The following is a 25639-nucleotide window of genomic DNA, read 5'->3' as shown; positions in this document are numbered from 1 at the left end:
GTCACCGGACATCCACTCTTCGGTCGGGAGACCGGGTTCGGATGCGGTGATCTCTGCCCGTTCGGCGGAGAAATCGTTGGGCGTTCGCCCCTTTGGCCGCGTGGAAACACGTCTGCCGGAGCCCGGTGGGGCTCCGGCAGACGCAGGGCGGAAGGTCAGGTTTCCGCCCGTGCTCCCGCCGCCGTGAGCAGGGCGAGGGGGGTCGCCGCCGCCCAGGCCTGGGGGGAGCACGCATGGGGGTAGGGGACGGGACCCTCGTCCTCCTGCCGGGTGTGGCCGGCGATCACTTCCGGCAGCCGGTCGCCGTGGTGCGCCGCGGCCTCGACGAGCGCGGCGGTCACGGTCGCGGCTTCGGCGTGCAGACCGTGGCGGGCCAGACCGAGGGTGATCACGGCGTTGTCGTGCGGCCAGATGCTGCCGCGGTGGTACGACAGCGGGTGGTGCGGGTCCTGGCCCGCGGCGAGCGTACGGATACCCCAGCCGGTGAAGAAGTCGGGCTCCAGCAGCCGTCGGCCGACGGCCTGTGCGTGGACGTCGTCGAGGATGCCGGACCACAGCAGATGGCCGGCGTCCGAGGCGAGCGCGTCGACCTGGCGTCCCGCGCCGTCGAGGGCGAGGGCGTAGAAGTTCTGCTCCGGCATCCAGAAGTCGGCGTGGAAGCGCTCGCGCAGTATTGTGGCGTGGGCGTCGAGCTCGTCCGCCCATGAGGGGTCGTCCCAGACGGTGCGGGCCAGCTGTGCCGACCGGCGCAGGGCGTCGTAGGCGTAACCCTGCGCCTCGGCGACAGCGATACTGCCGGTCGCCTGGGTGCCGTCGGTGAAGCAGACCGCTCCCTCGGAGTCCTTCCAGTTCTGGTTCAGCAGGCCGTGGGTGTCCGCCTCGTAGGTGAGGTAGCCGCGCTCGTCGAGGCCGCCGTCAACGAACATCCAGCCGACCGCGGCGCGGGCGTGGGACTCCAGCCGCCGGGCGAGGGAGGGGTCTCCGGTCCGCTCGGCGTGGGCGTGGAGCAGGGTGAGGAACAGGGGGGTGCTGTCGACCGATCCGTAATAGCGGCCGTAGGGCACCTGTCGGAAGTGGGCCAGTTCGCCGTGGCGGATCTCGTGCACGATCTTCCCGGGCTGGGCGATGCGTGCCGCGTCGTGCTCGGTCGCCTGGGCGGCCGCGAGGGCTCGCAGGGTGGCCTCCGCGAGCCCCGGCCGGTAGGGCAGCGCGAAGTGGGAGGTCAGCAGTGAGTCACGGCCGAAGAGGGTGAGGAACCACGGCACGCCGGCGCCGGGTATCAGGAGGTCTTCGCCGTCCGGTCCGACGGCCGGTACGCGGAGTCGGGCGAGGTCGCGCAGGCCGCGCTCGCAGGCACGGACGAGGTCGTCGGAGACGTCCCGTACGGGCAGCGGGGGCTCGTCGGTGAAGTCGTCCCTCTCGCGCCGGATCAGAGCGAGGACCGAGCGGACGTCGGGTGGCCCGACGGGACTCGGGTCGGCACCACCGGCATGGGCGATGACCCTGACGGTGATCTCCGCGGTGCCGTGCGGAGAGAGCCGGACGCGCCAGGCAAGGGTCCGGAGCGTGCCCCGCGATGCCGGGGTGACCGCGGGCTGCGGGTCGGCGGTGACCGTGGTGTCCGCCTCCCACTCCTCGCGGTGGTAGGCGAACCGGGTGCCGTCCACCGAGTCCGAGAGGGTGACGTGAGCGCCGGCCTTGTCGTAGATCCGGCGGTCGCTGCGGAGCTCGAACTGATCGGCGAAGTCCGCGTCGGCATCGATGGCGACGATGACCACGATCTCGCGTGCGGTGTTGTTGCTGAGCCGCAGGTTCTCGGTCAACCGGCCGTGGAACAGGGCCTGTCGGCGGTGCAGCGTCCACGGTGACGGTTCGTCGCGGGTCGCGGCCGCGGTGAGCACGGCGGCGGCTCCCTCGTCTCCGTACGCCGGCACGAGGACGGTCGGCTCGGTGCCGTCCACCGTGAGGCGCCAGTGGCTGAGATGGCGGGCGTCGCGGACGAACAGTCCGTCGGGTGAGGCGCCGCGGGTGCCGGAGATGTCCCCGCCGCCGCTGAGTGCGGCGAACGTGCCGGCGTGGACGAGCAGCTGAGGTGCCGTCATCGTGTACGTCCCCCGCGGTTGACGTCGGCCAGCAGGTCGAGGACGACGGCGGCGGTCCAGCTGAAGTCGGTGGTCCCCCGGGCCCGGCCGGTGTACGGGTCGACGTACTCGGCGAAGCCGGACTCCGCGCCGGCCGTGAGGACGGCCTGCCGCAGGGTGTCGGCGCAGTCCGCGGTGCCGTAGTGGCGCAGCCCGCGTTCCAGCACCCAGTTGATGTTGAACCAGGCGGGCCCGCGCCAGTAGCGCGAGGGATCGAAGGCGTGGCCGCGCAGGTCGTAGCTGGGGGTGAGGGCGGTGGTCGAGCCGAGACCGAAGTGCTCACCGGCCGTGGTACGCAGCAGGGTCCGGGCGATGTTGCCGGGGAGGCCGGGAACGGCGAGCGGCAGCAGGCCGGTGACGCTCTTCTCCCCGATGGGCCGCCCGGCCCGTACGTCGTGGCAGAGGAAGAGGCCGGCCTCTTCGTCCCACAGCCGGTCCACCAGGGCGTCGGTGAGCCGGCGGGCCTGTGCCCGGTGGGCTTCGGCGTCGTGGCCCAGGGCCTGGGCGATGTCGGCGAGCGCGTACTCGGACAGGATCAGCAGGGCGTTGAACCCGGGGTCCTCGACGACGAAGGAGTGCTCGGTGCCGGCGTCGCGATAACCGTTGTCGCGGTAGTCGCCGGCCAGACGGACATAGCGTCCGTAGTCCAGATCGGTGGGGCGGTCGGCGGCGTCGCCGTGGGTGAGGTCGGCGCGGCGGAACGAGGCGGCGGGTGCGGGCTCGACGCGGGCGAGGGGCTCGTCCCAGCAGGGGCTGTTGTCCATGCCCGGCTCCCACGGGTGCAGGACGGCCGCCAGTCCCCGGCCGCCGAAGTCCCGGTGGTGGGTGAGGTAGCGGTGCCAGGCGACGAGTCGTGGGTAGAGCCGTTCGAGGAAGCCGCGGCGCCGGGAGGTCTCGGGGTCGCTCTCGTGGACGAGCGCGGCCGCGAGCGCGTGGACGGGCGGCTGGACGATGCCGGAGGTCTCGATGTCCGCCGGTGCGCCCGCGTCCCGGCCCGCGGAGGTCGACTGCCAGAAGTCGGGGCTCGGGAAGTAGGCGTCGAGCGGAACCGCGGGGTTGAAGACGATGTGGGGAATGCGTCCGTCGGCCCACTGGCCGCCGAGCAGGGTCTCCAGTTCGCGCTGTGCGCGGCGCGGTGAGAGGTGGCGCAGCCCGATGGCGATGAAGGCGGAGTCCCAGCTCCACTGGTGCGGGTAGAGGGTGTGGGACGGCACGGTCGACGCGCCGGTCCAGTTGGTCAGCAGCACCCGGGCGGCCTCACGCTCCACGCTGCGGTGGTCGCGGACGGCGCTCGGGGCGTCGGCGAAAGCGATCGTCATGCTCCCGACCTGCGCAGGAAGCCGGGAATGGAACGGACCGCGGCAATCGAGTCGCCGGTGAGGCGGCATTCGACGGCGAGGTACCCGCCGTAGCCGATGGTGTGCAGCGCGGAGAGCCAGGCCGGCCAGTCGAGATGTCCGGCGCCGGGCTGGAACCGGTTGGAGTCGCTGACCTGGGCGTGTCCGATGTACGGCGCGGCGGCGAGGATCGAGGCGGCGGGGTCGGCCTCCTCGATGTTCATGTGGTAGCTGTCGATGCCGATCTTCACCGAGTCCAGGCCGACGGCGCGGATCAGTTCCACGGCCTGTTCGATGCGGTTGACCATGTGGTCCTCGTACCGGTTGAGGGGTTCGAGGTAGAGGGTCACGCCTTCGCGCCGGGCGTGCTCGCCCAGTTCGGTGAGGCCTTCGAGCAGGACGGTGCGTTCCTCGTCCTCGCCGCGGGGCGGTTCGAAGGGGGGCAGCCGGCGGGAGAACATGCCGTACGAGGCGGGCGTCTGGGCACCCGTGCCGCCCAGTTCGCCGATGACGGACAGCTGGGACTTCATCTGGTCGATGGCGTCGCGGCGCAGGTCCGCGTCGAACGCCCCGAAGAAGTGCAGCATGTCGACGCAGACCGTGGGCATGACGACGCCGTCCTTGAGGGCGGCGCGCAGTTCGGGGAGCCGGCCCTCGAAGTGGCGGTCCCCCTTGCCGCGCAGCTCGATCGCGTCGTAGCCCGCGGCCTGGGCGAAGTCCCACTTCTCCTGGAGGGTGTCGCCGGGCAGCAGTTGTTCCTGGCAAGCGGTCTTGAGCATGGGTGGATGGCCTTTCAGAATGCCAGGACGATCTGGAGCGCTTCGGCGGGTCGCTCGTCGAGCAGGTGGTAGGCGTCGGCGGCTTCCTCGACGGGCACGACATGGCTGACGAGGGACCGGGCGTCGACCTGGCCGGAGGCGACCAGGGCGAGGAAGGTCTGCTGCAGGCGCTCGACGCTCCAGCGGGCGGACAACTGCGGTGGTACGCCGCCGATCTGGGAGCAGATCAGCTGGACGCGGTTGTGGTGGAACTCGTCGCCGAGCCTTAGTCCCACGCCGTCTCCCTGGTAGAAGCCGGAGGCGACGACACGGCCGTCGACGGCGACGGACCGCAGGGCTTCGTGGAGAGCCGGGTAGGCGCCGCTGATCTCGATCGCGGTGTCGGCGCCACGGCCGCCGGTGGCTTCGCGGATGCGCTCGGCGACGGCGTCGGTACGGGCGTTGAGCGTGTGGACCGCTCCGTACTCCTTGGCGGTGGCGAGCCGGCTGTCGAGGGCGTCGACCGCGGTGACCCGTGCGCCGTTCAGATGCGCGAGGCGGGTGGCGAGCAGTCCGATGACACCCTGGCCGAAGACGGCCACGTCCTCGCCGAGGTGGATGTCGGCGGAGAGGACCGCGTTGTACGCGATGGCACCGACGCGGGCGAACGCTCCGGCCAGCGGCTCCAGCCCGTCGGGCAGGGTGTGGCCGCGCATGCGCTCGGCGGGGACGATGCCTTCGCTGCGGTGGCCCCAGATGCCCCAGACCAGGTCGCCCACGACGGGCATGCCGGGGGTGCCGACGAGCTCGGGCGAGACCTCGGTGACCTCGCCGACCTCGGAGTAGCCCCAGCCCGCGACGGGGTATTCGATCCCGGCCGCGCCGTCGCGGAAGAGTCGCGCCTCGGGGTCCCAGGTGCGGGTGAGGTAGGGGTTCGTGCCCCGGTAGGCCGTGAGTTCGGTGCCGGCCGAGATGCCGGAGTAGCGGGTGCGGACCCGTAGGTGGCCGGGCGGCAGCGCGGCACTGGCGTGCTCGGCGACTTCGACCTGGCGGGGGCCGGCGAACTGGACAACACGTTCCACGAGGGGCTCCGAGGGGGTTGGACTCTCCACTTAGGTCGAAGATATCCCAGGCTTATGTCTTGTCAAGACGCAAAAGTGGTGCTGAGATGCTTTCGAACTCGACATAAGCACGGTGAGGACATCACATGCTCAAGTGGATCCGTCGGTCAAAGGCGACGGCGACGGGCCTGGCGGCGATCGTGGCCCTAGGCGGCCTCGCCGGCTGCGCCGATCCCGGCGACGCGGCCCGGCCGGACAACAGGATCACCGTGTGGTCCCAGGAGAACCTTCCTCCTCGGATGGCGGCGACCAACAAGATCATCGACCGGTTCGAGAAGCAGACCGGGATCAAGGTCGACCTCGTCGGCGTGGACGAGGGCCAGCTGCCCCAGCTGATCATGTCGGCGGCCGCCGCCGGCAAGCTGCCCGATGTCATCGGCGCGGTCCCCATGGGCCAGGTCTGGCAGATGTACAGCAACAAACTGCTGAACACGCAGGTCAGCCGCGAGATCGTCGACAGCCTCGGCACGAAGACGTTCAACGCGAACGCCCTGCGGCTCACCTCGGAGGGCAACACGCAACTGGCCGTCCCCTCCGACGCCTGGCTGCAGCTCCTCGTCTACCGCAAGGACCTGCTCGCCCAGGCCGGGCTGCCGGTCCCCGACACCTACGCCAAGCTGCTCCAGGCCGCCAAGGGCCTCGACACGAAGGGCCGTGACGGCATCTCGGTCGCCACCGACCCCGGCGACGTCTTCACCCAGCAGAGCTTCGAGAACCTCGCCCTCGCCAACGGCTGCCGTCTCGTCGACGAGCAGGGAGAGGTGCAGCTGGACTCCCCGGCCTGCACGACCTCCTTCGATCTGTACGACAAGCTCGGCCGCACCTACGGAGCCCCCGGCACCCAGTCCGTCGACTCCACCCGGGCCGCCTACTTCTCGGGCACCTCGTCGATGATCGTCTGGTCCTCCTTCCTCCTCGACGAACTGGCCGGGCTGCGCGACGACGCACTGCCCAGCTGCCCCGCGTGCAAGAAGGACAAGGAATTCCTCTCGGACAACAGCGGCGTCGTCACCGCGCTCAAGGGAACCGACGGCGCCGAGCCCGCCCAGTTCGGCGAGGTCACGTCCTGGGCGGTCACCAGGACCGCGGAGACCGCCGCGTCCAAGAAGTTCATCGAGTACATGATGAACAGCGGCTACGAGGACTGGATCGGCATGGCGCCCGAGGGCAAGATCCCCGTCCGCCCGGGCACCGCAGACGACCCGGAACGCTACGAGCGCGCCTGGCGTGCGAGCGAGGTCGGCGTGGACACCCGCAAGCCCATGAACGAGGTGTACTCCGCGGCGCTGCTGGACCAACTGACCCAGGGCGTCGGCAACATGAAGCGCTGGGGCATCACCGAGGGCCAGGGTGCCCTGGTCGGCGCCACCAACGGCGAACTGCCCGTTCCCAAGGCGCTCGGCGCCATGACGAGCGGCCAGCTCTCGCCGAGCGAGGCCGCCCGCGAGGCGGACGAGGAAGTCTCCGCCCTGCAGAAGTCCCTCCAGTAACCGCGGCCCCGCCGCCCCGTCGAGGATTGCCATGACCACTGCACCACCCGGCGCACCGAAGCGCCGCCCTCTCACCTCCGGACAACGCCAGAACCGAGTCGGACTCGCCTTCGTCACCCCGACCTTCCTGGTCGTCCTGGTCGTCGTCATCATCCCGATCCTGTGGACCGTCCTGCTGGCCTTCCAGAACGCCAGGCTGGTCGACATCCAGAGCATGAGCCTGTTCGGGAACTGGTCCCTGGACAACTTCGACAAGGTCTTCGGCTCCGCCGGATTCTGGTCCAGCCTCAGCACCACACTGATCTACACCGTGGGAGCCACCGCCGGATCCGTGCTGCTCGGCCTCGTCGCCGCGCTGGCCCTGCGCAAGCCCTTCCGGGGCCGAGGTGTGCTGCGCGGCTCGATGCTGCTGCCGTACGTCGCACCCGTCGTCGCCGTCGCCTTCGCCTGGGAAGTGGCGCTCAGCCCGCAGTACGGCATCGTCAACGAGTGGGGCTCGAAGCTACTCGGCTGGGACGACCCGATCGCGTTCCTGTCCACCCGCTCGTACGAGATGAACATCCTCGGCGCGCACATCGACATCCCTCTCGCGCTGCTGACGGTCATCACCTTCGAGATATGGCGGTACTTCCCCTTCGCCTTCCTGTTCCTGCTGGCCAGGCTGCAGGCGGTCCCGGTCAGCCTCGAAGAGGCCGCCCGGGTGGACGGCGCCACCCCCACGCAGAGGTTCCGCCACATACTGCTGCCGCAGCTGATGCCCGTCATGGCCCTGCTGTGCGTCCTGCGCTTCATCATGACGTTCAACAAGTTCGACGACGTCTATCTGCTCACCGGCGGCGGCTCGGGCACCGATGTCGTGGCCGTGCGTGTCTACGACTTCCTCACCGCCCGCTACGACGTCGGCGCGGCCGCCGCTCAGGCCCTGGTCCTGGCCGGCGTGCTGGTCGTCCTGCTCGGCATCTACTTCATGTTCTTCGCAAAGAGGGTCCAGGAGGAGGAGTCATGACCCGTACCCAGTTCGAGGAGAGACTGTTCGGAGTGCTGCGGTGGCTGACCATCGCCTTCCTGGCCGTCATCACCATCGTGCCCTTCTACTACATGCTCCTGCTGTCGGTGAAGCCGATCGACGCACTGCTGCTGGACCCCGGCTCCCTGTGGGTGTCGGCGACGGACTTCACGCTCGACACCTACCGCGCGGTGCTGCGGCCGACCTCCGAAGGCGGCCAGGGGTTCCTGCGCCTGCTGGGGAACTCCGCGGCGGTCTCCCTCGGGACCGTGCTGCTCACCCTCGCCGCCGCCGTGCCCGGTGCCTATGCGATCAGCCGGCTGAAGTTCTTCGGCAGCCGGCAGGTGGGCGCGATCTTCCTCGCCGTCTACCTCTTCCCATCGACCCTGCTGGCCGTCCCGCTCTTCGTGATGTTCGCCAAGGTCGGGCTGTCCGGGAGCCTGCTGGGCCTCGCCATCGTCTACATCGCCCAGACGGTGCCCGTGTCGATCTACATGATGAAGAACTACTTCGTGACCATCCCGTACAGCATCGAGGAGGCGGCGGCGCTCGACGGCTGCACCCGCTTCCAGGCACTGCGCAAGGTGATCCTTCCGCTGGCACTGCCGTCCCTGATGGCGACCGGGCTGTATGTCTTCATGATCGCGTGGAACGAGTTCCTCTTCGCGCTCCTCTTCCTGGCGGCGGACCCCGACGCCTGGACGGTTTCCCTCGGCCTGCAGCAGCTCGCCAACGGAATCGAGGTCCCGAAGACCGTCCTCATGGCAGGCTCCGTCGTGTTGACCATTCCCGTGGTGCTGTTGTTCTTCGCCGCGGAGCGTTTGCTGACCGAGGGTCTGACCAGCGGCGCGGACAAGAGCTAGGAGTCGAGAACCATGCCGGCGAACCAGGCGAGTGCAGGCCATCTGCTGCAACTGATCCGCAGCGGACAGGCCACCACACGGGGTGAGCTCCAACTCGCCACGGGGCTCTCCCGCTCCACCGTGGGGCACCGCCTCGACCAGCTCTTCGACGCGGGCTGGTTGTCCCACACCACGGGGACGTCGACCGGTGGGCGCCCCTCGGTGCGTCTGGAGTTCGACTCCACACACGCCGTGGTGCTCGCCGTCGACCTGGAGACCCGGCACGGGCGGGCCGCCGTCATCGACCTCTCGGGCCGCATCCTGGCCGAGCACACCGCGAACCTGCTCATCGCCGACGGTCCCGAGCTGGTCCTGGACACCGTCGCCTCCTGGTTCCCGGACCTGCTCGCCCGCGCTGCCGTCGACGCGGCCGCGGTGTGCGGGATCGGGCTGTCGGTGCCCGGTCCCGTCGACTGGGACACTGGGCGGGTCGTGCAGCCCCCGATCATGCCGGGATGGGACGAGTACCCGATCCGGTCGCGGATGCAGGAGGCGTACGCCCGGCAGGTGCGTTCGGCGGCGGACCCCGTACCGGTCCTCGTCGACAACGACGCCAACCTCATGGCGTACGCCGAACAGCGTTACCACTACCCGGACTGCTCGGCCTTCGTCCTCGTCAAGGTCTCCACCGGTATCGGTGCCGGAGTCGTCGTCGGCGGTGAGCCCTACCGGGGCATCGACGGCGGCGCCGGCGACATCGGCCATATCCGGCTGCACGACCGCTCGGACGCGCTGTGCATGTGCGGGTCCTACGGCTGCCTCGCCGCCGTGGCCAGCGGCCGGGCCATCGCCGGGCAACTGGCCGCGGCGGGTGTCCCCACCTCCTCCGGTTCCGACGTACGCACCCATCTCGCCGCCGGGCAGCCCGATGCCGTACGGCTGGCGCGTCAGGCGGGGCAACGGGTCGGTGAGGTGCTGGTGACGGTCGTGACCCTCCTCAACCCGGGCGTCCTCGTGCTCGCCGGTGACCTCGCGAGCACCCCCTTCCTCACCGGTGTCAGGGAACTCCTCTACCAGCGGGCCATGCCGCGCACCACCGCCCACCTCGACGTGGTCACCTCCCGGCTCGGCGAACACGCGGCCCTCACCGGAGCGGGCGCGATGGTGGTGGAACACCTCTACTCCCCCGAACTGGCCGACGCGCGCCTCCAGGCCACGACCGGCTCATCCTCCTGATCACCTCCCCCGCGCCGTTCGCGCCGTCCTCCCAGGAGCACCCGTGCACCACCCCTCACCTTCGGACGACTCACTCCCGGCTCCCGTGCGGGTCGGACTGGTCGGCGCCGGTCCCTGGGCCAGGGCGATGCACGCCCGGATGCTCGCCGCCGGCCCCGAGACGACATTGACAGCGGTCTGGGCACGGCGCCCCGAGGCGGCCCAGGAGACGGCCGCTCCCTACGGCGCGAAGGTCGCCGGGTCCTTCGACGAACTGCTGGACCAGTGCGAGGCGGTCGCCTTCGCCGTCCCCCCGGCGGTGCAGGCGGAACTCGCCGTGCGGGCCGCGAAAGCGGGGCGGCCGATGTTGCTGGAGAAGCCGCTCGGCCCCGACCTCGCGTCAGCCCGCAGGGTCGCCGACGCCGTCGCCGAGCACAAGGTCGTGACCCAGCTCGTCCTGACCAAGCGCTACCACCCCCGCACCCGGGACTTCCTCGCCCGCGCGGCAGGCCTGGCGGTGAGCGGAGCGCGGTCCTGCTACCTCCACGGGGCGTTCCTCGGCGGGGACTTCGCCACCACCTGGCGTCTCGAACAGGGCGCCCTGCTGGACCTCGGTCCGCATCTGCTCGACCTGCTCGACGTAGCCGTCGGCCCCATCACCTCGATACGCAGCACCGGTGACCCCCGCCGCTGGATCGAGCTGACCTGTGAGCATGCCGACGGAGCGGTCAGCCAGGCGTCGCTGTCCGGGTCGGTGAAACTGGAACGGGCCCGGACGCGGATCGAGTTGTTCGGGCCGGGCGACGAACTCGTCTATGACACAGCGGGCATGGACCACGACGAGTGCTGGCCGGTCCTGCGCCGCGAATTCGCGGCCGCGGTCCGTTCCGGTACCGATCACCCCCTGAACGCGGCGCGCGGCCTGCGGCTCCAGGAACTGCTGGCGATGGCCGAGGGCGCGTCGCCGCGGCAGTGACACCAGGGGGAGAGCAGGGCTCGCTCGCGGCGGCGGGTCCTGCTCCGGCTTTGCGCGCCGGCTGCGACCGCTGACGTGCGGTCACCCAGGTGTGACCGCACAGTCCGCTGCCATGACGGCCGAGAGTGGATTTCGGTGTGCTCCGCGCCACGTACACTCCCCCCATGGGTTGCACAGACGCGATGAGGGAGTGCCTGCGAAGGGCCCCGTCCGCGATGCGCCCCTTCACGCCGCGGATCCATTGCCGCGCGTTGCACGGCCACGGCTAGCTCCATGTCCTGACCGCGCCTTGCCCGGGCACCGACTCCCGTCCGCGGCACGAACCCTGTGCGGCCCGGGACGGGCGCCTGCCCTGGTTCTCCCCGCTCCACCGGTGGCGGGCCCGCGTCCGCGGCCCGCGCCTTTCTCACCACGCACTCCCCCTGCACCACTCCCGCGGCCGTTCGGCGTGCCGTCGCCCCTGTCGGCGAGGGCACGCCACCGGACTGTCCGCACCCAGAGAGGACCCCTGTGAAGTTGAGCGAACTGCTGGCCGGGCACGAGCACGAGGTCCTCGCGGGCGATCCCGATACGGTGATCACCGCGGGAACGTGCTTCGACGCCCATCGGGTGTCGCCCGGGTCGCTGTTCATCGCGGTCCCCGGTCACCGCGAGGGCGGTCCCGAAGCGGTCGGCCCGGCCCTGGCGCGCGGCGCCGTGGCCGTACTCGTCGACGCCTCCTCCCCCGCCCTCCTGCCGGCGGCACGGGCGGGCGCACCCGTGTGTGTGGTGCGGGTCCCGGACGCGCGCACCGCCGCCGCGGTCGTCACCTCAAGGTTCTACGGCGAGCCCGGACGGCAGATGGACATGATCGCCGTGACCGGCACCAACGGGAAAACCTCGGTGTCGTACATGGTGGAGTCCGTGCTGCGGATCTCCGAAGAGGCCCGGGTGGGTGTCATCGGGACGGCCGGCAGCCGGATCGGCGACGAGCTGATCCCCATGCCGAGGTCCGTCCTCACCACCCCCGAGTCCCCCGACTTCCAATACCTGCTGGGCCATATGCGCGACCGCGCGGTGAGCACGGTCGTCCTGGAGGCCACCTCGATGGGCCTGTTGAACCGCCGCGTCGACAACGCCTTCATCGACGTCGGCATCTTCACCAACCTCACCCAGGACCACCTGGACGACCACGGCACGATGGAGAACTACCGGGACGCCAAACTGCGGCTGTTCCAGGGGCTGTGCCGACGTGCCGTGGTGAACGCGGGCGACCCGGTGGGCGCCGGCATCAGCGCGATGATGCCGGGCGCGGTGACCACCTATGCCATCGACAGCGAGGCCGACTACCGGGCGAGCGGTCTCCGTATGGACGCGTTCGGCACACGCTTCACCCTTCATCACGCCGGACAGGACTACCCGGCGGCCGTCCCGGTACCGGGACGGTTCTCGGTGTCGAACGCACTGGCCACCGTCGCGGCCTGCCACCTGCTGGGCCATGACCTGCCGGGACTCATCGCCGCGCTCGGCGCGATGCCTCCCGTCCCCGGCCGCTTCGAGCGATACCAGACCCCGTCCGGCACCGCCGTGATCGTGGACTACGCCCACTCGCCCGACTCGCTGGAGAAAGTCCTCGCCGCCATCCGGGAGTTCGCCGAAGGAGACGTCATCACCGTCTTCGGCTGCGGCGGCGACAGGGACACCACCAAGCGCGCGCAGATGGGCGAGATCGCCGGGAGACTCTCCGATCTGGTCGTCCTCACCTCCGACAACCCGCGCGACGAGGACCCCGAAGCCATCCTGGACCAGATCACTCCCGGCCTGCTGGCCGCTGACAGCCGTTTCGAACGGTGCGCGGACCGCCGCCGGGCCATCGGCATCGCCCTCGCCGCCGCCGGACCGCACGACATCGTTCTCGTCGCGGGCAAGGGCAGCGAGCCCTACCAGATCGTCGGCGAGCAGTTGCTGCCCTTCAGCGACATGGCAACGGTGCGCGAACTCGCCGCCGCACAGAACACCGTCGGCCGGTGATCGTGCGGGAGCGCCACACTCCGTAGGGTGGCGGGATGTCCCTATGGCTGACGCTCACACGGCACGACGCAGCGCAGATCGCAGAGCTCCTGGAGCACCCGGAGGGCCCGTCGGCCGGACGGGAGCGGCTGCGGCTCGCCTGGAACGACGTCGTGTTCGAGGACGACGAGGACGGGACGGCCTACCCAAGGGTGATCGAGGAGACCAGCGAGGTCCGCCGCAACTGGGACGCCCTTCATGTGCTGCTCACCGGCGCCGAGAGCTTCGACGAGGATGGTGAACTGCTCACCACCGCACCGGCGCCCGCCCGTGACGTGGTGATGGGCGGACTCGTCCTCGCCGAGCGGGGCGGCAACCAAGGACGGCTCTACAACCCCTTGTTGCTCATGCCGGACCGGGTGAGTGCCGTCCACTCCTTCCTTCAGGGCCTCGACGTCCCGACACTGATCGCATGTCGTGGCGACCTCCTGGAGAAGGCCACCTTCTATTCGTTCAGTACGGACATCCGGCAGCCGGACGGCACCCTTCGGACGGAGAGCGTCATCGAGGACGGTTCCCTGGCCGCCGGCGTGGACATCGTGCGTGGCTTCTACGCGCGAGCCGCGGCCGCGGGAAACGCCGTCATCAAGGAAGTCTCCTGACCCCCGGGCGGGGGTGTGTCCGTCGGCGGACCTGCCCGGCGGGCGCCCGAGGGGTGTCGCGCAGCCGGTGTCAGGCGTCCGGTGTGCTCGCCGCAACCGCCGGCTCGTCCGCCGCGGCCTTCTTGCCGACCGCCGTGTAGTACACGGAGTTCTGCTGCTTGGAGCGCTCACTCTGGTTCTTGGCGACGGACGCCTCGAGGGCGTTGCGCACCAACTGCACGGTCAGCGGGCGGTCGGGGTGCGCACGTGTCAGCTCCTCGGTGACTTCGGCCGCGGACCAGGGCTCCTGGCGCCGCCCCAGGATGCCGACGGCGAGCTCCCGCAGGGGCGTGGCGGTGGTCTTGGGCGCGGTGCCGGACTTGGCCGCCGTGGTGGTCCTGGGTGCGGTGGAGCTCTTCGCGGTGGTGGTTGCCGCCGGCTTCTTGGCGGCCTTGCTCTGGTCCTTGGCGGTGGTTGCGGCGACCGTGGTTGCGGATCCGCTCGCGCGTCGCGCCTTCGGGACGGTAGCGCCCTTGGCGCCCGTGGCGGTCTTCGCCGGCTTGGCGTCCTTGGCCGCCTTAGTGCTCTTCGCCGGTGTGCCACCGAGAGCGGCCTGCATGCTCACCAGCAGTTCGTGGTCCTTCTGCAACGTCTCCAGCTGTGCCTGCAACGCGGCCACCTCGGACCTGATGCGCTCCTGCTCGGAGGAGTTGTTCTCCAGGTCGGCGGCAACCTGCTGGGCGTAGTGGGACTGGAGGTGGTTGGGGTTGTGCTCCGGCATGACAGCTCACTTTCCTCGCATACCAGTTGTGGTGCCGGATGCTACCTACAAACAACGCTCCACTGAACGTCCGGGGAGGTATCGACGGTGCTCACACTCACAACGAGTCATGCTGTTCGAAGACTTCGGGCAGTTTCGACCGCCTCGGTCACACTGCCGCTCTCACTGCAACGGGGTCAGGGTTTCGGCGGCGCCGCACTTCGCGCAGGCTCTGGTGCCCGGGCGCCGGAGCACCATCAGGGTCTGGTCGAGGTCGAGTACATCGCCGTCGTCCGCGTCCTCGCAGTCATGGACGTGCACCACGTTCCAGCCGGGGCGGCCGCGTTCCCGCGGCAACCGCTCGATGCGCCAGGCCCGCCGCGACTCACCCGCCTCCACCGCGGGGGTTGCCGCGGGGATGAGCACCCCGTCCGGCTCGGGTGCGGGTGCCGCGGCAGCGGGCGGTACCGCAGCGGCAGTTGCGGACGCGGACGCCGGTGCCGCCTGCTGGGTGGGGATGTCCTCGTACGGGACACCCTCCATGGGCCGGACGTATTCGGCGGGCACCCACAGCGCCAACTCGGCCGGCTCCACCCACTCCTCGGCCGTCGTCCGCCACATGGGCACACCGACCTGGTACATCCATCCGCGCGAGGTCTGGAGCCGGGAGTGCACCAGGCCACGGACCTCCTGTCCGTCCGGGAGAACCACCACGATCGGCGGCAGCGGGTCTGCGTTCATCCCCCCACCGTACGTCGTGACCCCTGAGCGGCGCGGGTCACCGGTTCGAGGGACAACTGCCCCCGTATGCCCATGGACGCCGGCGCGGAGGGAACACGGGTAGAGACGGACCGGCGTCCACCCCGAGGAGACCGCACGATGAGTACCGAACTGACGGTCACTCTGATCGTCGCAGCGGCTGTGGTTCTGGCGATGCTGGTGGTGACCGTGGTGCTGGCGGTCAGGGTGGTGAAGGCGCGCGCCGTGCTGCGCGAGGCCGGGGTGCCGCTGAAGAACAAGGCACTCTTCTGGGGCTCGCTCGTCTACGCCGTCAGCCCGGTCGATCTGCTTCCAGACCCCATCTTTCTCGACGACATAGGAGTGCTCCTGCTGGCGCTGCGGGCTCTGCACTCCGCGGCGGCCGCGGCGCGTGGGCCTCTGCAGGGCTCCGTCCGACGCCGGCGGTCGCTCGAGAAGCCCCTGGAGAAACTCTGAGGTTCGCGAAAGCGCCGAGGCGCCGGTCCCCCGTCAGGTGGGACCGGCGCCTCGGCGCTGCTGGGCCGCGCCGTGTCAGGCCTCGGCTCAGTGGGCGGCGGCTCAGTAGGGACCGTTCACGTTGTCGATCGAGCCGTAGCGGTCGGCGGCGTAGTTGCACGCGGCGGTGATGTTGGCGACGGGGTCGTAGCTGTCCATCGCCGTGCCGGGCACGTGGTAGGCCAGGAACGTCGGCTGGATGACCTGGAGCAGACCCTTGGAGGGGGTTCCGGCCGCAGCGTTGGAGTCCCAGTTGTTGATCGCCAGCGGGTTGCCCGAGGACTCACGCATGATGTTGCGGTGGATGCCCTCGTACGAGCCGGGGATGCCGTGCTGGGCCATGACGTCCAGCGACTCCTTGATCCAGCCGTCGAGGTCGTTCGTGTAGCTCTTGGCCGGTGCGGCCTGCTCGGCCGGCGCGGCCTTCGCAACGGTCTCGACGGCCGGCGTGGACGCCCGCTCGGAGCGGTCCGCCCGCTCGGTGGAGGTCCTGGCCGGGGTGGGGGCGTCCGCCGTGGCCTTCTTGCCGACGGAGAGCTTCAGGCCGGGGTGGATGAGTGCCGGGTCCGCGCCGACGGCTCTGCGGTTGTCCTGGTAGAGCTTCTTCCAGCCGCCGCTCACGGCGAGCTGGTCCGCGATCGAGGACAGGGAGTCACCGGCGACGACCGAGTAGGTCGAGGGGGCCTTCTTCGCGGGAGCCGGCGCGGCGGGGGCCACGGCCTGGTGGCCCAGGGACGGGTGCGTCGTCGCCGGGGCGGCGCCGGCGGTGGTCGCCCCGATCACCGGGAGGACCAGAGCGGCCCCACCCGTGCCCGCGGCGACAATGCCCCGGGTCAATGAACTGGTCTTGGGACGGCGGTGCTTACCCTTTGCAGCCATGACGCATTCCTCTCCGTCGCCTGCGAGGTGAGCTGTCGGGTGCGGACTGGAGATGCCCGGCCGCATTGAATGCGACTTGACCCCGAGCCGTTCCGGGTTACGGATCGGCGGCTTACCTGGTTCCCCCGCTCCTGCCATGGGTCAGTGGTCGTGGTTTACGGGTGGCGGCAGGATTCGGCGTTCCACCCGGATTGACCGTGACGTTAAGCGAGGCGAGCCGGACGGAACAAGCCCCGAATTCCCGACGTAAACCCCCCGGGATGATCCAATGGGGGTAAATACCGCCGGGCCGCATCGGGCGAGAGGTTCAACTTTCTTTACACAGAACAGATCTGGGCCGACGGGCATTGATCGCGATTTCCCTGCGGAGTGACCCATTTCACTGCAACCAATTGCGAAGTCGAGCAGTCCGCGGGGCCGCACGAAAGAAAGTAAATCCCCTCCGGTTCCCCTAATTCGGACATTGCGCCGCATGGCGAATAATTACCTATGCCATGACTTTTCGGACATAGCCCTGCCCTTTATGCCCGTTTTTCGCGGCCCTCCGCCGTCCGAGCCCCGCATCCGACGCCGCGCGCTGTCCACCGGCAATCACGGAGCAGCCCTCAGCGGAGGTAGTTGTAGACCGTCGCCCGGGAGACGCCCAGGAGGTCCGTGAGCGCCTGCACCGAGTGCTTCACCTGAAGAAAGCCGCGCTCTTTGAGCGAACGCACCAATGCACGCCGGGATGCGGCATCGAGGCTGCGCGGGGTATGACCCCGCGCGGCAGAGAACTCCTCGACAACCGCGCGCAGTTCGCCGCTGCTGCGGGCCCGGAGAGTTTCCTCCAGCGATACGTCGGGCTCCTCGGTTCGCACCAGTCCGGCGAGGCTCCGGGCCGCCGTGGCGAAGAGGGAGACATCCAGATTGAGGCAGATCGCCGCCACATAGTCGCCCCTGCTGTTCTTGAGACCGATGGAAGTGCTCTTGGCGGGACGGCCGTCGGGAAAGCGATTGGGGTAATTCTGAAGAACGCTCGGGTAGTCGGGATCCGCGATCCGGGCGAGGCCGAGTTCGGTCGCCGGGTCACCCACGGTGCGGCCGGACAGGTTGTTCTCGATCGCCCGGACGGCATGGTCCGGATCGCGGAGGTCGTGCAGGACGACCTCGCAGAGCCCCGGGAACATCCGCCCCAGTGCGACGACGATCTTCTCCCCTTCGCGCAGGAGAAGTTCGTCCTCCGCGCGCTCGTGCCCCCGGGCCGCGGCGCTCACGCGACAGTGCCTTCCGTGAACACGTTCCCCATCGCGGTCGCCGCCTTGAGCCCGGAACCGGTCAGCACCACCACCATCGTCTCTCCTTCGCGGATGACGCCCCGCTCCCGGAAGACATCGATGGCCGCTACGGCGGTCGCACTCGTGGGTTCGACGTACAGCCCGGTGCCGGCGAGTCGGCGGACGGCTCCGACGATGGCGGCCTCGGGAATCGCCGCCATGTCTCCACCGGACCGGCGGACGGCGGCCACCACTTCGGGCAGCCGGACGGGCGTACGGATGGCGGTACCCTCGGCGATCGTCGGGCCGAACGAGGGTGCCGGGGCGCCGTGAAACGCGGCATGGATGGGGGCGCACGCGGCGGGCTGCGCCACCAACAGCCGTGGTCGCCTGCTGATCTGACCCGTCGTCAGCAGTTCGGAGAACCCGAGATCGAGGCCGAGGACGAGGCTGCCCGCTCCTGCCACGGTGACCACCGTGTCCGGGGCGGCGAAGCCGAGGTCCTCCCACAGCTCGTAGGCAAGAGTCTTGGTGCCCTGGAGAAAGAAGGGGTTCCAGTTGTGCCCGGCGTAGCACGTGCGGTCGGAGCGGCGCAGGGCCTCGGCGGCGGTCGCGTCCCGCCCGCCGGGGACGGGCTCGATGGTGGCGCCGAATGCCCGGGTCTGGAGCACCTTCGCCGGTGAGGTTCCCTCCGGCACGAGGATCGAGGCTCCGATACCGGCCGCGGCACAGTAGGCGGCGACCGACGAGCCGCCGTTGCCCGAGCTGTCCTCGATCACCTCGCACACCCCGGCTGCCGCCAGCGCCGAGATCATGACGCTGCTGCCACGGTCCTTGAAGCTTCCGGTGGGGTTGAACCACTCCGCCTTGAAGCCGACGCGCGCGCCGTCCCACTCCTTGTCGAGCAGCGGGGTGCTCCCCTCGCCCAGGGTGACCGGCCGGCCGACGGCCGAGGGCAGCGCAGCGCGGTAGCGCCAGAGGGAACGCGTGCCGCTGTCGATGTCCGCCGGGGTGAGGCCCGGCAGCGGCGAGACGCTCAGCGGCGCGCCGTCGTCACCGCGCCAGCGGCGGGCGTCGAGCTCGTACGTCCTGCCGGAACGCTCGTCGACGAGGTGCGGAACAGGTACCGGCACCTCTTCGCCGCCGGACAGATCCTCGCCGCCATGCAGGTCCTCGGGTCCGCGCCGGTCTTCCACCAGTTTCCTCCCGCCCATCCTGCCCACCATGATGCTGGACACTTTATCCAGCGATGGACGAACAGTAAAACACCAAGGTGACCGGCAGGGCGGTTGTTACCCGTGCGTTCTGCACAGGTCGAAGGTGACAGCCGTGACTGTCGGAGCCTCTCCACGGCGTGACAGCGTCAGTGCCGTCATCGACCGAGGGAGTTCGCGTGAACAAGGGGTACGCCGTCTTCTGCGACGCAGACCGGCACTTCTATGACGCGCCGCACCGGCTGTCGCTCACCGACAACGCCGGACGCACCTCCCTGTACGAGCCCGCACGCCGCCCCGTCCCCGCCGGCTGGCAGCGCAACCAGTCCGGCGATTGGCTCGCACTCCGCCCGGTCGACACCGAACTGCCCTCCCAGGGCTGGAAGGTCCATGTCTCAGCCTGTCTCGACAACGCCGAATCGGTCCTCGCCCGGGTGTGGACCTACTGCGTCGCACGGGACATCGCCTTCAAGTTCATGCCGAGCCGGTATCTGCTGCACAACCGCAACGCCAAGTACGCGGACCGGGCCGGCAGCGGCAAGTTCATCACTGTCTATCCGGCCGACGACGAGCAGTGCGGCGCCATCGCGGAGGAGCTCGCCGCTCTCCTGGCCGGCGAGGCCGGTCCGTACATCCTCAGTGACATCCGCTGGGGTGACGGACCTGTCCACCTGCGCTACGGCAGCTTCACCAGACGGCACTGCTACGACGAGCACGGCGAGCTGCGTCCCGCCGTGGCGAACGCCGACGGCGAACTCGTGCCGGACCTTCGGGGACCGGTGTTCCAGATACCCGCGTGGGTCACACCGCCCGACTTCCTGAAGCCTCACCTCGACGCGCGCTCCGCGGTCACGGTCGACGCCATGCCGTACACCGTCGAGAAGGCGCTGCACTTCTCCAACGGCGGTGGCGTGTACGCCGCCCGTGACAACCGCACCGGCGAGAAGGTGGTCCTGAAGGAAGCGCGGCCGCATGCCGGACTGGCCGCCGACGGCGCCGACGCCGTGGCGCGCCTGCATCGTGAACGGACCGCGCTGGAAGCGCTGTCGGGGCTGGCCTGCACCCCTGAGGTCCGCGACGCCTTCGTGCTCGGCGACCATCACTTCCTGGTCCTGGAGTACATCGAGGGCAAGCCGCTCAATTCGTTCTTCGCCCGCCGTCACCCGCTGATCGACGCCGACCCGGGGCCGGATCGCCTCGCGGAGTACACGGCGTGGGCGCTGCGCATGCACGGGCTGGTGGAGCGGGCCATGGAGGCGGTGCACTCCCGCGGCGTCGTCTTCAACGATCTGCACCTGTTCAACATCATGGTCTCCGAGGACGAGTCGTCCGTCGTCCTCCTCGACTTCGAGGCCGCGCACCAAAAGGGTGAGGGCGGCCGGCAGACGGTGGCACATCCGGCCTTCGTCGCTCCGGCCGGCCGTCGCGGGTTCGACGTGGACCGCTACGCCCTGGCGTGTCTGCGGCTCGCGCTGTTCATCCCGCTGACCAGTCTGTTCGCCGTCGACCGCGCGAAGGCCAGGCACCTGGCCGACATCATCGCCCGTCAGTTCCCGGTGGACCGCGGCCTACTGGACGAGGCCGTGCGGGAGATCCTGCGCGATCCGGGCAGCGCGCCGGACGAGAGCGCCGTCGGCTCACCCGGATCCGGAAGCTATCTGCCCGTGTCCCCCGCCGACTGGCCACACAGCCGCGACTCCCTGGTCCGCTCCGTCCTGGCCTCCGCGTCACCGGAGCGGGAGGACCGTGTCTTCCCCGGTGACATCGCCCAGTTCGCTACCGCGGGCGGCGGTCTGACCTTCGGCTACGGAGCGGCCGGCGTGTTGTACGCGCTGGACGCGAGCGGAGCCGACCGCTGCCCCGCGGCAGAGGAATGGTTACTGCTGCGGAGCAAGGAGCCGCCCTCGGGCACACCCGTCGGCTTCTACGACGGTCTCGCCGGCATCGCCTGGACCCTGCAACGTCTCGGCCACACCGAGCGCGCGCTGTCGCTCGCCGAACTCGCCCTTCGCCAGCCCTGGGAAGAACTCGCGCCGGACCTCCACAGCGGCCTGGCCGGACTGGGGCTCGCCTTCGACGCCCTCTCCGCGGAGACGGGCCACACAGACTTCCGCACGGCGGCGCTGCGCTGCGCGGAACTCGCCACCCGCCCCCTGACCGGCGGTCCCGGGCTGAACGGAGGCGGCCGCACCGCCCGTGACGGATCGCGCGCCGGGCTGCTGCACGGAGCGGCGGGCACCGCCCTGTTGTTCCTGCGGCTGTACGAGCGCTCCGGCGACACCGCCCTCCTCGATCTGGCAGCGGAGGCGCTGCGCCGCGACCTCGCCCGCTGCGTGCACGGCGCGGGCGGCACCCTCCAGGTCGACGAGGGCTGGCGCACCATGCCGTACCTGGGAGCGGGCAGCGTCGGCATCGGCATGGTGCTCGACGACTACCTGGCCCACCGCCCGGACGCCGACTTCGAGCGCGCCCGGGGTGAGATCGTCCGCGCCGCGCAGGCGACCTTCTACGCCCAGCCCGGACTGTTCCGGGGCGCCGCCGGCATGGTGCTCCACCTGAGCCGTACGACCACGGGCGGACCCGGTACGGAACCGGCTGACGTCCGCCGGCAGATCGACGCCCTCGCCTGGCACGCCCTGACGTACGAGGGCCACCTGGCCTTCCCCGGCGAGCAGATGATGCGTCTCTCGATGGACCTGTCGACCGGCACCGCGGGCTGTCTGCTCGCGCTCGCGGCGGCACAGGGTGACCGTCACGCTCATCTGCCGTTCCTCCCGCCGCTCCGGCGGCCCCAGAACCGGCCCGACTCCGGGCCGTCCTTGAGCACCACCGTCCCCGAATGAGAGGAAAAGATCATGAACCTTCTCGACCTGCAGTCGATGGAGACCCCGAAGGAAGAGGCGATCGGCGACGTCGAGACCGGCGGAAGCCGCGCCAGCCTGCTGCTCTGCGGCGACAGCAGCCTGAGCGTCACGACCTGTAACTGAGGTCGCCGGGTCCCGGTCGGTGGCGCCACGCCGCCGACCGGGGCCCGTCCCGTCCCGGGCGGTTCGCCGCCCGGGACGTCCGGCATTTACCGACCCGCACGAGGCCGTGGCCCGCGGCCGGCCACAGAGGAGCATCCCCGCGATGGCCTTCAAGCGCCCGCGCCCCAGCGGCACCGACGGCGGCGGCAGGGCGCCCGCCGGTGGCGCGCACCGCCTGCTGCGCGCCGCGGTCCGCCGCAGTGCCACCCGTACCGCGGCGATTCTGCTCTGCTCCGTCGCATCCGCCGGCGCGGCCGTCGCATCGCCCGCCGTCGTCGGACACACGCTGGACCTCCTCCTCGACGGGCACCGCGATGCCACGTCCTGGGTCGTGTTGAGCGCCGTGCTCCTTGCCGCCGAAGTGCTCCTTGACGCAGCCGTCGCCCTGTTGACCGGTGTCACCAACGCCCGGTCGACCGCCTGGCTGCGGACCGGTGCCCTCGGGCGGCTTCTGGCGACCTCGCCCGACCGGGTGTCCCGGCTGTCACCGGGGGATGTCGCGACACGTCTGTCGGTCAACGCCACCGAGGCCGGGACGGTGCCCGCGGCGGCGGCCGCGCTGACCGCGTCCCTGCTCGGGCCGGCCGGTGCCGTGATCGCCCTGCTCTTCATCGATGTCTGGGTCGCTCTCGCCTTCCTCGCCGGACTGCCCCTGCTGGTACTCGTGTTGCGTGCCTTCGCCCGCAACTCCTCGGACACCGTGGGCCGGTACCAGCAGATCCAGTCGGACATCGCGTCCCGATTGCTGGAGGCGCTCGACGGGGCGCGCACCATCGCCGCCGCGGGCACGGAGGACCGTGAGCGGGCCCGTATTCTCCAACCCCTGGCCGGTCTGGACCGTGAGGGACGCCGCATGTGGCGGATCCACGGCAGGGCGGTCGCGAACAGTCAGGTGCTGTTGCCCTTGCTGACGACCGCGGTTCTGGGTGTCGGCGGAGTGCGGCTCGCCGCCGGAGCCATCAGTGTCGGCGAACTGCTCGCCGCGTCCCGGTACGCCGCCCTCGCCGCGGGCATGGGAGCCCTGGCCGGACTCCTCGGTGCGATCGTCCGGGGCCGCAGCGCCGCCGGCCGCCTCGCCGTGCTCCAGGACCTGCCGGCCGTACGGCACGGGGTGGCGGCCCTGCCGCACGAGGGCAACGGCACGGTCGAGTTGCGCGGGGTCACCGTCGTCCGTGAGGGCCGGGAAGTGCTCACCGATGTGCACCTGGTGGTGCCGGGCGGCACGACCGCGGCCGTGGTGGGCCGTTCCGGCGCCGGCAAGTCGACCCTGGCGGCCGTCGCCGGGCTCCTCACCGAACCGGACGAGGGCTCCGTCCTGCTCGACGGTGTACCGCTGTCTTCTCTGGCACGCGACCGGTTGCGCCACGAGGTCGCGTACGCCTTCGAACGGCCGGTCTTCCTGTCCGGGACGGTGGCCGACGCCATCGCCTCCGGGGCCCGTCGCGCCTCGGCCGACGAGATCCGTACCGCCGCCCGGGCCGCGGGTGCCGACGGCTTCGTCCAACTGCTGCCCGAACGGTACGAGTCGCCCGTCGTCGGCGCACCGCTGTCGGGAGGGGAACTGCAACGCCTCGGTCTGGCCCGTGCCTTCGCGCACGCGGGCCGGCTGCTCATCCTCGACGACGCCACGTCCAGTCTCGACACCGCCACCGAACGGCAGGTGGACCGCGCTCTCGCCCAGGAGGTACGGCCGGGCACCCGGCTGGTGGTGGCGCACCGGATCTCGTCGGCGAGCAGGGCGGATCAGGTGATCTGGCTGGAGGACGGCCGGGTGCGGGCCGTGGGACGGCACCGTGATCTGTGGCAGGAGCCCGCCTACCGTTCGGTGTTCGCCGCGGCGGACGAGCCCTCCGAAGCTGCCGTGGAGGCGGCGGTGGAATCGGCGCCCGCCCCGAAGCGAACGCCAACGGACCCCGTACCCGCGGACGTTGTGCGTGGTCCGGCCGCAGGACGGGCGGCTCGATGACGGCCGCCCGGACCCGGGAGCCGCGCGACAGCATCGCGCCCGGCGCGCTACGACGTCTGCTGCCTCCCGCCCGTCGCTTCCTCGCGGGTCGGAAGAGGGTCGTGGCCGCCCTGGCGGGGTGGTCCCTCGTCGAGTCCGCGCAGACCTTTCTGGGCGGCTACTGCATCGCCCAGGCTCTGGACCGCGGCTTTCTCGCGGGTGACACGACGGCCGGACTGCTGTGGCTGGCGGCCGCCGCGGTGTCCATTCTCGTGGCCGCGCCGGTCGTCCTCGGTGTCTTCGCCCAGCTGACGCATCTCGTCGAACCCCTCCGGGACGCCCTGGTGACGCGCGCCGTCTCCCGATCGCTGCGCCGGGCGGTCGCCGTACCGGGGCGCACAGACGGTACGGCGGTGTCCCGGCTCACGCAGCAGACGGAGATCGCGCGGGACAGCTTCGCCGGACTGGTGCTCACCCTGCGGTCGTTCGCCTTCACCGCCGCGGGCGCGCTGGCCGGCCTGTTCACGCTGGCGCCCGAGTTTCTGCTCGTCGTCCTGCCGCCCTTGATTCTCGGTCTCGGGCTGTTCGCGGCCACGCTGCGGCCCATGGCCGCGGCCCAGAACCGGTTCCTCGACGCCGACGAAGGACTCACACACCACAGCGGAGCCGTCCGGGCCGCGCTGCGCGACATCGTGGCCTGCGGGACCCAGACCGAGACGGAACGGTGGGGCGCACAGCTGATCACGGACGCCGAGGAGGCGTCCCGTTCGCTGGCCCGCTGGGCCGCGGTACGGACGCTCGCGCTGGGCGTCGGGGGCCAGTTGCCCGTCATTCTGCTGCTGGTGGCCACCCCGTGGCTGCTGAGCCGGAACGTGACGGCAGGCGCGCTGATCGGTGCGCTCACCTACCTGGTCCAGGCGTTGCTGCCGGCGCTGCACACGCTCATGACGGCGCTCGGTGCGGCGGGCACCCGGCTCGTGGTGGTTCTCGACCGGTTCGTCCGGGACACGTCCGGCATCCCGCCTTCCGTCCGGCCCGTCGCCCACCCTTCGGTGGAGCCGTCGGCCTCGGCAACGGCCGTCAACGTCAGGTCCGTTCGGCTGGCGTACGGACCGCGGGCCCGGCCCGTCCTCGACGGCCTCGATCTGTCCGTCCGCGGCGGGGAGCACATCGCGGTCGTGGGGCCGAGCGGTATCGGGAAGTCCACGCTGGCAGGCGTGGTGGCGGGCATGCTGACACCGGACCGGGGCACGGTCCACCTGGCGGGCCGGCCGGTCACGGGGCGTCCGGCCGAGGAGCTGGCTCCGCTGCGGGTGCTGACACCGCAGGAGGCGTACGTCTTCACCGGCACCGTGCGCGAGAACCTCACGGCGTTTCGTCCCGGCGCGCCGACCGAGGACATCGAGGGGGCCGCCGACGTGCTGGGTATCGGGCCGCTGATCCGGCGCCTCGGCGGGATCGACGCCGACGTGATGCCTTCCGCCCTGTCACAGGGTGAGCGGCAGTTGCTGTCCCTCGGGCGCGCGTATCTGTCCCCGGCGCCGTTGCTGCTGCTCGACGAGGCCACCTGCCATCTGGACCCGGCCGCGGAGGCCCATGCGGAGCGGGCGCTCGCCCGGCGGCCGGGGACCCTGATCGTCGTGGCCCACCGTCTGTCGTCCGCGCTGCGGGCGGACCGGGTGCTCGTCCTCGACGGCACGCGCGCGGAGTTCGGCAGCCACGCGGAGCTCCTGACCCGCTCGGAGCTCTACCGGGATCTGGTGGGCCACTGGCAGGAGGACCGCTGAGCGGC

The 25639-nt window shown here is 70.7% G+C and carries 21 protein-coding genes and 1 riboswitch; of the genes, 12 read left to right on the top strand and 9 right to left on the bottom strand.

Features of this window, described 5'->3' with window-relative positions:
• Positions 1 to 155: 155 nt before the first annotated feature.
• From ABTX78_RS33110 to ABTX78_RS33095, 4 genes are read right to left on the bottom strand one after another with little or no spacing between them, the layout of a single operon-like run.
• On the bottom strand, positions 156 to 2102 hold the full coding sequence (locus ABTX78_RS33110; protein ID WP_352210481.1) for a glycogen debranching N-terminal domain-containing protein: 1947 nt from the start codon (positions 2100 to 2102) through the stop codon (positions 156 to 158).
• Positions 2099 to 3460, bottom strand: a complete 1362-nt coding sequence (locus tag ABTX78_RS33105) for an MGH1-like glycoside hydrolase domain-containing protein (RefSeq protein WP_352210480.1) — start codon at positions 3458 to 3460, stop codon at positions 2099 to 2101. The genes ABTX78_RS33110 and ABTX78_RS33105 overlap by 4 nt, the downstream gene beginning before the upstream one ends.
• Positions 3457 to 4257 (bottom strand): sugar phosphate isomerase/epimerase family protein, encoded by an 801-nt coding sequence (locus tag ABTX78_RS33100; RefSeq protein ID WP_352210479.1) that lies wholly within the window; start codon positions 4255 to 4257, stop codon positions 3457 to 3459. Before ABTX78_RS33100 ends, ABTX78_RS33105 begins: the two co-directional genes overlap by 4 nt.
• Positions 4258 to 4271: 14 nt before the next feature.
• Positions 4272 to 5318, bottom strand: a complete 1047-nt coding sequence (locus ABTX78_RS33095; protein ID WP_352210478.1) for a zinc-dependent alcohol dehydrogenase — start codon at positions 5316 to 5318, stop codon at positions 4272 to 4274.
• A 125-nt stretch (positions 5319 to 5443) separates the two neighbouring features.
• Between ABTX78_RS33095 and ABTX78_RS33090 the strand changes: the two genes are divergently transcribed.
• From ABTX78_RS33090 to ABTX78_RS33060, 7 genes are all read left to right on the top strand, one after another.
• On the top strand, positions 5444 to 6847 hold the full coding sequence (locus ABTX78_RS33090) for an ABC transporter substrate-binding protein (RefSeq protein ID WP_352210477.1): 1404 nt from the start codon (positions 5444 to 5446) through the stop codon (positions 6845 to 6847).
• A gap of 31 nt (positions 6848 to 6878) precedes the next feature.
• Positions 6879 to 7853, top strand: a complete 975-nt coding sequence (locus ABTX78_RS33085) for a carbohydrate ABC transporter permease (RefSeq protein ID WP_352210476.1) — start codon at positions 6879 to 6881, stop codon at positions 7851 to 7853.
• Positions 7850 to 8716: a carbohydrate ABC transporter permease gene (locus ABTX78_RS33080; protein ID WP_352210475.1), complete on the top strand. Its 867-nt coding sequence runs from the start codon at positions 7850 to 7852 to the stop codon at positions 8714 to 8716. Before ABTX78_RS33085 ends, ABTX78_RS33080 begins: the two co-directional genes overlap by 4 nt.
• Positions 8717 to 8728: 12 nt before the next feature.
• The gene (locus tag ABTX78_RS33075; protein WP_352210474.1) at positions 8729 to 9931 is read left to right on the top strand and encodes an ROK family transcriptional regulator; all 1203 of its coding nucleotides are present in this window, start codon (positions 8729 to 8731) and stop codon (positions 9929 to 9931) included.
• Positions 9932 to 9974: 43 nt separating this feature from the next.
• A complete protein-coding gene (locus ABTX78_RS33070) occupies positions 9975 to 10886 on the top strand; it encodes a Gfo/Idh/MocA family protein (RefSeq protein WP_352210473.1) in 912 nt (303 codons plus the stop codon).
• 510 nt (positions 10887 to 11396) lie between these two features.
• Positions 11397 to 12896: a UDP-N-acetylmuramoyl-L-alanyl-D-glutamate--2,6-diaminopimelate ligase gene (locus ABTX78_RS33065; RefSeq protein WP_352210472.1), complete on the top strand. Its 1500-nt coding sequence runs from the start codon at positions 11397 to 11399 to the stop codon at positions 12894 to 12896.
• Positions 12897 to 12931: 35 nt separating this feature from the next.
• Positions 12932 to 13537, top strand: coding sequence for a DUF1877 family protein (locus ABTX78_RS33060; protein WP_352210471.1), 606 nt, complete (start codon positions 12932 to 12934; stop codon positions 13535 to 13537).
• A 70-nt stretch (positions 13538 to 13607) separates the two neighbouring features.
• On the opposite strand, the gene ABTX78_RS33055 is transcribed toward ABTX78_RS33060, so the two are convergent.
• Positions 13608 to 14297 (bottom strand): hypothetical protein, encoded by a 690-nt coding sequence (locus tag ABTX78_RS33055; RefSeq protein WP_352210470.1) that lies wholly within the window; start codon positions 14295 to 14297, stop codon positions 13608 to 13610.
• A gap of 162 nt (positions 14298 to 14459) precedes the next feature.
• Entirely contained in the window at positions 14460 to 15017 is a 558-nt protein-coding gene (locus ABTX78_RS33050) for a DUF6233 domain-containing protein (protein ID WP_352210469.1), read from the bottom strand.
• A 138-nt stretch (positions 15018 to 15155) separates the two neighbouring features.
• Here ABTX78_RS33050 and ABTX78_RS33045 point away from each other — a divergent pair, with 138 nt between their 5' ends.
• A complete protein-coding gene (locus tag ABTX78_RS33045) occupies positions 15156 to 15491 on the top strand; it encodes a DUF1232 domain-containing protein (protein ID WP_352210468.1) in 336 nt (111 codons plus the stop codon).
• A gap of 102 nt (positions 15492 to 15593) precedes the next feature.
• Here ABTX78_RS33045 and ABTX78_RS33040 read toward each other — a convergent pair whose 3' ends face one another.
• The 3 genes from ABTX78_RS33040 to ABTX78_RS33030 form a co-directional block, all read right to left on the bottom strand.
• Positions 15594 to 16409: a transglycosylase SLT domain-containing protein gene (locus ABTX78_RS33040; RefSeq protein ID WP_352210467.1), complete on the bottom strand. Its 816-nt coding sequence runs from the start codon at positions 16407 to 16409 to the stop codon at positions 15594 to 15596.
• Between the two features lie 2 nt (positions 16410 to 16411).
• Positions 16412 to 16566, bottom strand: a riboswitch (cyclic di-AMP (ydaO/yuaA leader).
• Between the two features lie 448 nt (positions 16567 to 17014).
• Positions 17015 to 17662: a helix-turn-helix transcriptional regulator gene (locus ABTX78_RS33035; RefSeq protein ID WP_352210466.1), complete on the bottom strand. Its 648-nt coding sequence runs from the start codon at positions 17660 to 17662 to the stop codon at positions 17015 to 17017.
• On the bottom strand, positions 17659 to 18876 hold the full coding sequence (locus ABTX78_RS33030; protein WP_352210465.1) for a threonine synthase: 1218 nt from the start codon (positions 18874 to 18876) through the stop codon (positions 17659 to 17661). Before ABTX78_RS33030 ends, ABTX78_RS33035 begins: the two co-directional genes overlap by 4 nt.
• Before the next feature lie 179 nt (positions 18877 to 19055).
• Between ABTX78_RS33030 and lanKC the strand changes: the two genes are divergently transcribed.
• From lanKC to ABTX78_RS33010, 4 genes are all read left to right on the top strand, one after another.
• The gene (lanKC, locus tag ABTX78_RS33025) at positions 19056 to 21719 is read left to right on the top strand and encodes a class III lanthionine synthetase LanKC (RefSeq protein WP_352210464.1); all 2664 of its coding nucleotides are present in this window, start codon (positions 19056 to 19058) and stop codon (positions 21717 to 21719) included.
• Positions 21720 to 21731: 12 nt separating this feature from the next.
• On the top strand, positions 21732 to 21863 hold the full coding sequence (gene ramS / locus ABTX78_RS33020; protein ID WP_313948174.1) for a mycelium formation morphogenetic lantipeptide SapB: 132 nt from the start codon (positions 21732 to 21734) through the stop codon (positions 21861 to 21863).
• A 142-nt stretch (positions 21864 to 22005) separates the two neighbouring features.
• Positions 22006 to 23868, top strand: coding sequence for an ABC transporter ATP-binding protein (locus tag ABTX78_RS33015; protein WP_352210463.1), 1863 nt, complete (start codon positions 22006 to 22008; stop codon positions 23866 to 23868).
• On the top strand, positions 23865 to 25634 hold the full coding sequence (locus tag ABTX78_RS33010; protein ID WP_502994038.1) for an ATP-binding cassette domain-containing protein: 1770 nt from the start codon (positions 23865 to 23867) through the stop codon (positions 25632 to 25634). The genes ABTX78_RS33015 and ABTX78_RS33010 overlap by 4 nt, the downstream gene beginning before the upstream one ends.
• Positions 25635 to 25639: the final 5 nt, after the last annotated feature.

Source organism: Streptomyces sp. NPDC096193 (assembly GCF_040302905.1).
Taxonomy (GTDB): Bacteria; Actinomycetota; Actinomycetes; order Streptomycetales; family Streptomycetaceae; genus Streptomyces.
The sequence above is the reverse complement of the archived record's forward strand: the minus strand, read 5'-3'. Positions and strand labels throughout refer to the sequence as shown.

Coding starts and splice junctions, on each gene's coding strand:
- ABTX78_RS33080 (WP_352210475.1), top strand. CDS start 7,850: ATGACCCGTACCCAGTTCGAGGAGAGACTGTTCGGAGTGCTGCGGTGG.
- ABTX78_RS33090 (WP_352210477.1), top strand. CDS start 5,444: ATGCTCAAGTGGATCCGTCGGTCAAAGGCGACGGCGACGGGCCTGGCG.
- ABTX78_RS33060 (WP_352210471.1), top strand. CDS start 12,932: ATGTCCCTATGGCTGACGCTCACACGGCACGACGCAGCGCAGATCGCA.
- ABTX78_RS33050 (WP_352210469.1), bottom strand. CDS start 15,017: ATGAACGCAGACCCGCTGCCGCCGATCGTGGTGGTTCTCCCGGACGGA.
- ABTX78_RS33040 (WP_352210467.1), bottom strand. CDS start 16,409: ATGGCTGCAAAGGGTAAGCACCGCCGTCCCAAGACCAGTTCATTGACC.
- ABTX78_RS33110 (WP_352210481.1), bottom strand. CDS start 2,102: ATGACGGCACCTCAGCTGCTCGTCCACGCCGGCACGTTCGCCGCACTC.
- ABTX78_RS33105 (WP_352210480.1), bottom strand. CDS start 3,460: ATGACGATCGCTTTCGCCGACGCCCCGAGCGCCGTCCGCGACCACCGC.
- ABTX78_RS33010 (WP_502994038.1), top strand. CDS start 23,865: ATGACGGCCGCCCGGACCCGGGAGCCGCGCGACAGCATCGCGCCCGGC.
- ramS (WP_313948174.1), top strand. CDS start 21,732: ATGAACCTTCTCGACCTGCAGTCGATGGAGACCCCGAAGGAAGAGGCG.
- ABTX78_RS33075 (WP_352210474.1), top strand. CDS start 8,729: ATGCCGGCGAACCAGGCGAGTGCAGGCCATCTGCTGCAACTGATCCGC.
- ABTX78_RS33055 (WP_352210470.1), bottom strand. CDS start 14,297: ATGCCGGAGCACAACCCCAACCACCTCCAGTCCCACTACGCCCAGCAG.
- ABTX78_RS33085 (WP_352210476.1), top strand. CDS start 6,879: ATGACCACTGCACCACCCGGCGCACCGAAGCGCCGCCCTCTCACCTCC.
- ABTX78_RS33030 (WP_352210465.1), bottom strand. CDS start 18,876: ATGGGCGGGAGGAAACTGGTGGAAGACCGGCGCGGACCCGAGGACCTG.
- ABTX78_RS33015 (WP_352210463.1), top strand. CDS start 22,006: ATGGCCTTCAAGCGCCCGCGCCCCAGCGGCACCGACGGCGGCGGCAGG.
- ABTX78_RS33045 (WP_352210468.1), top strand. CDS start 15,156: ATGAGTACCGAACTGACGGTCACTCTGATCGTCGCAGCGGCTGTGGTT.
- ABTX78_RS33100 (WP_352210479.1), bottom strand. CDS start 4,257: ATGCTCAAGACCGCTTGCCAGGAACAACTGCTGCCCGGCGACACCCTC.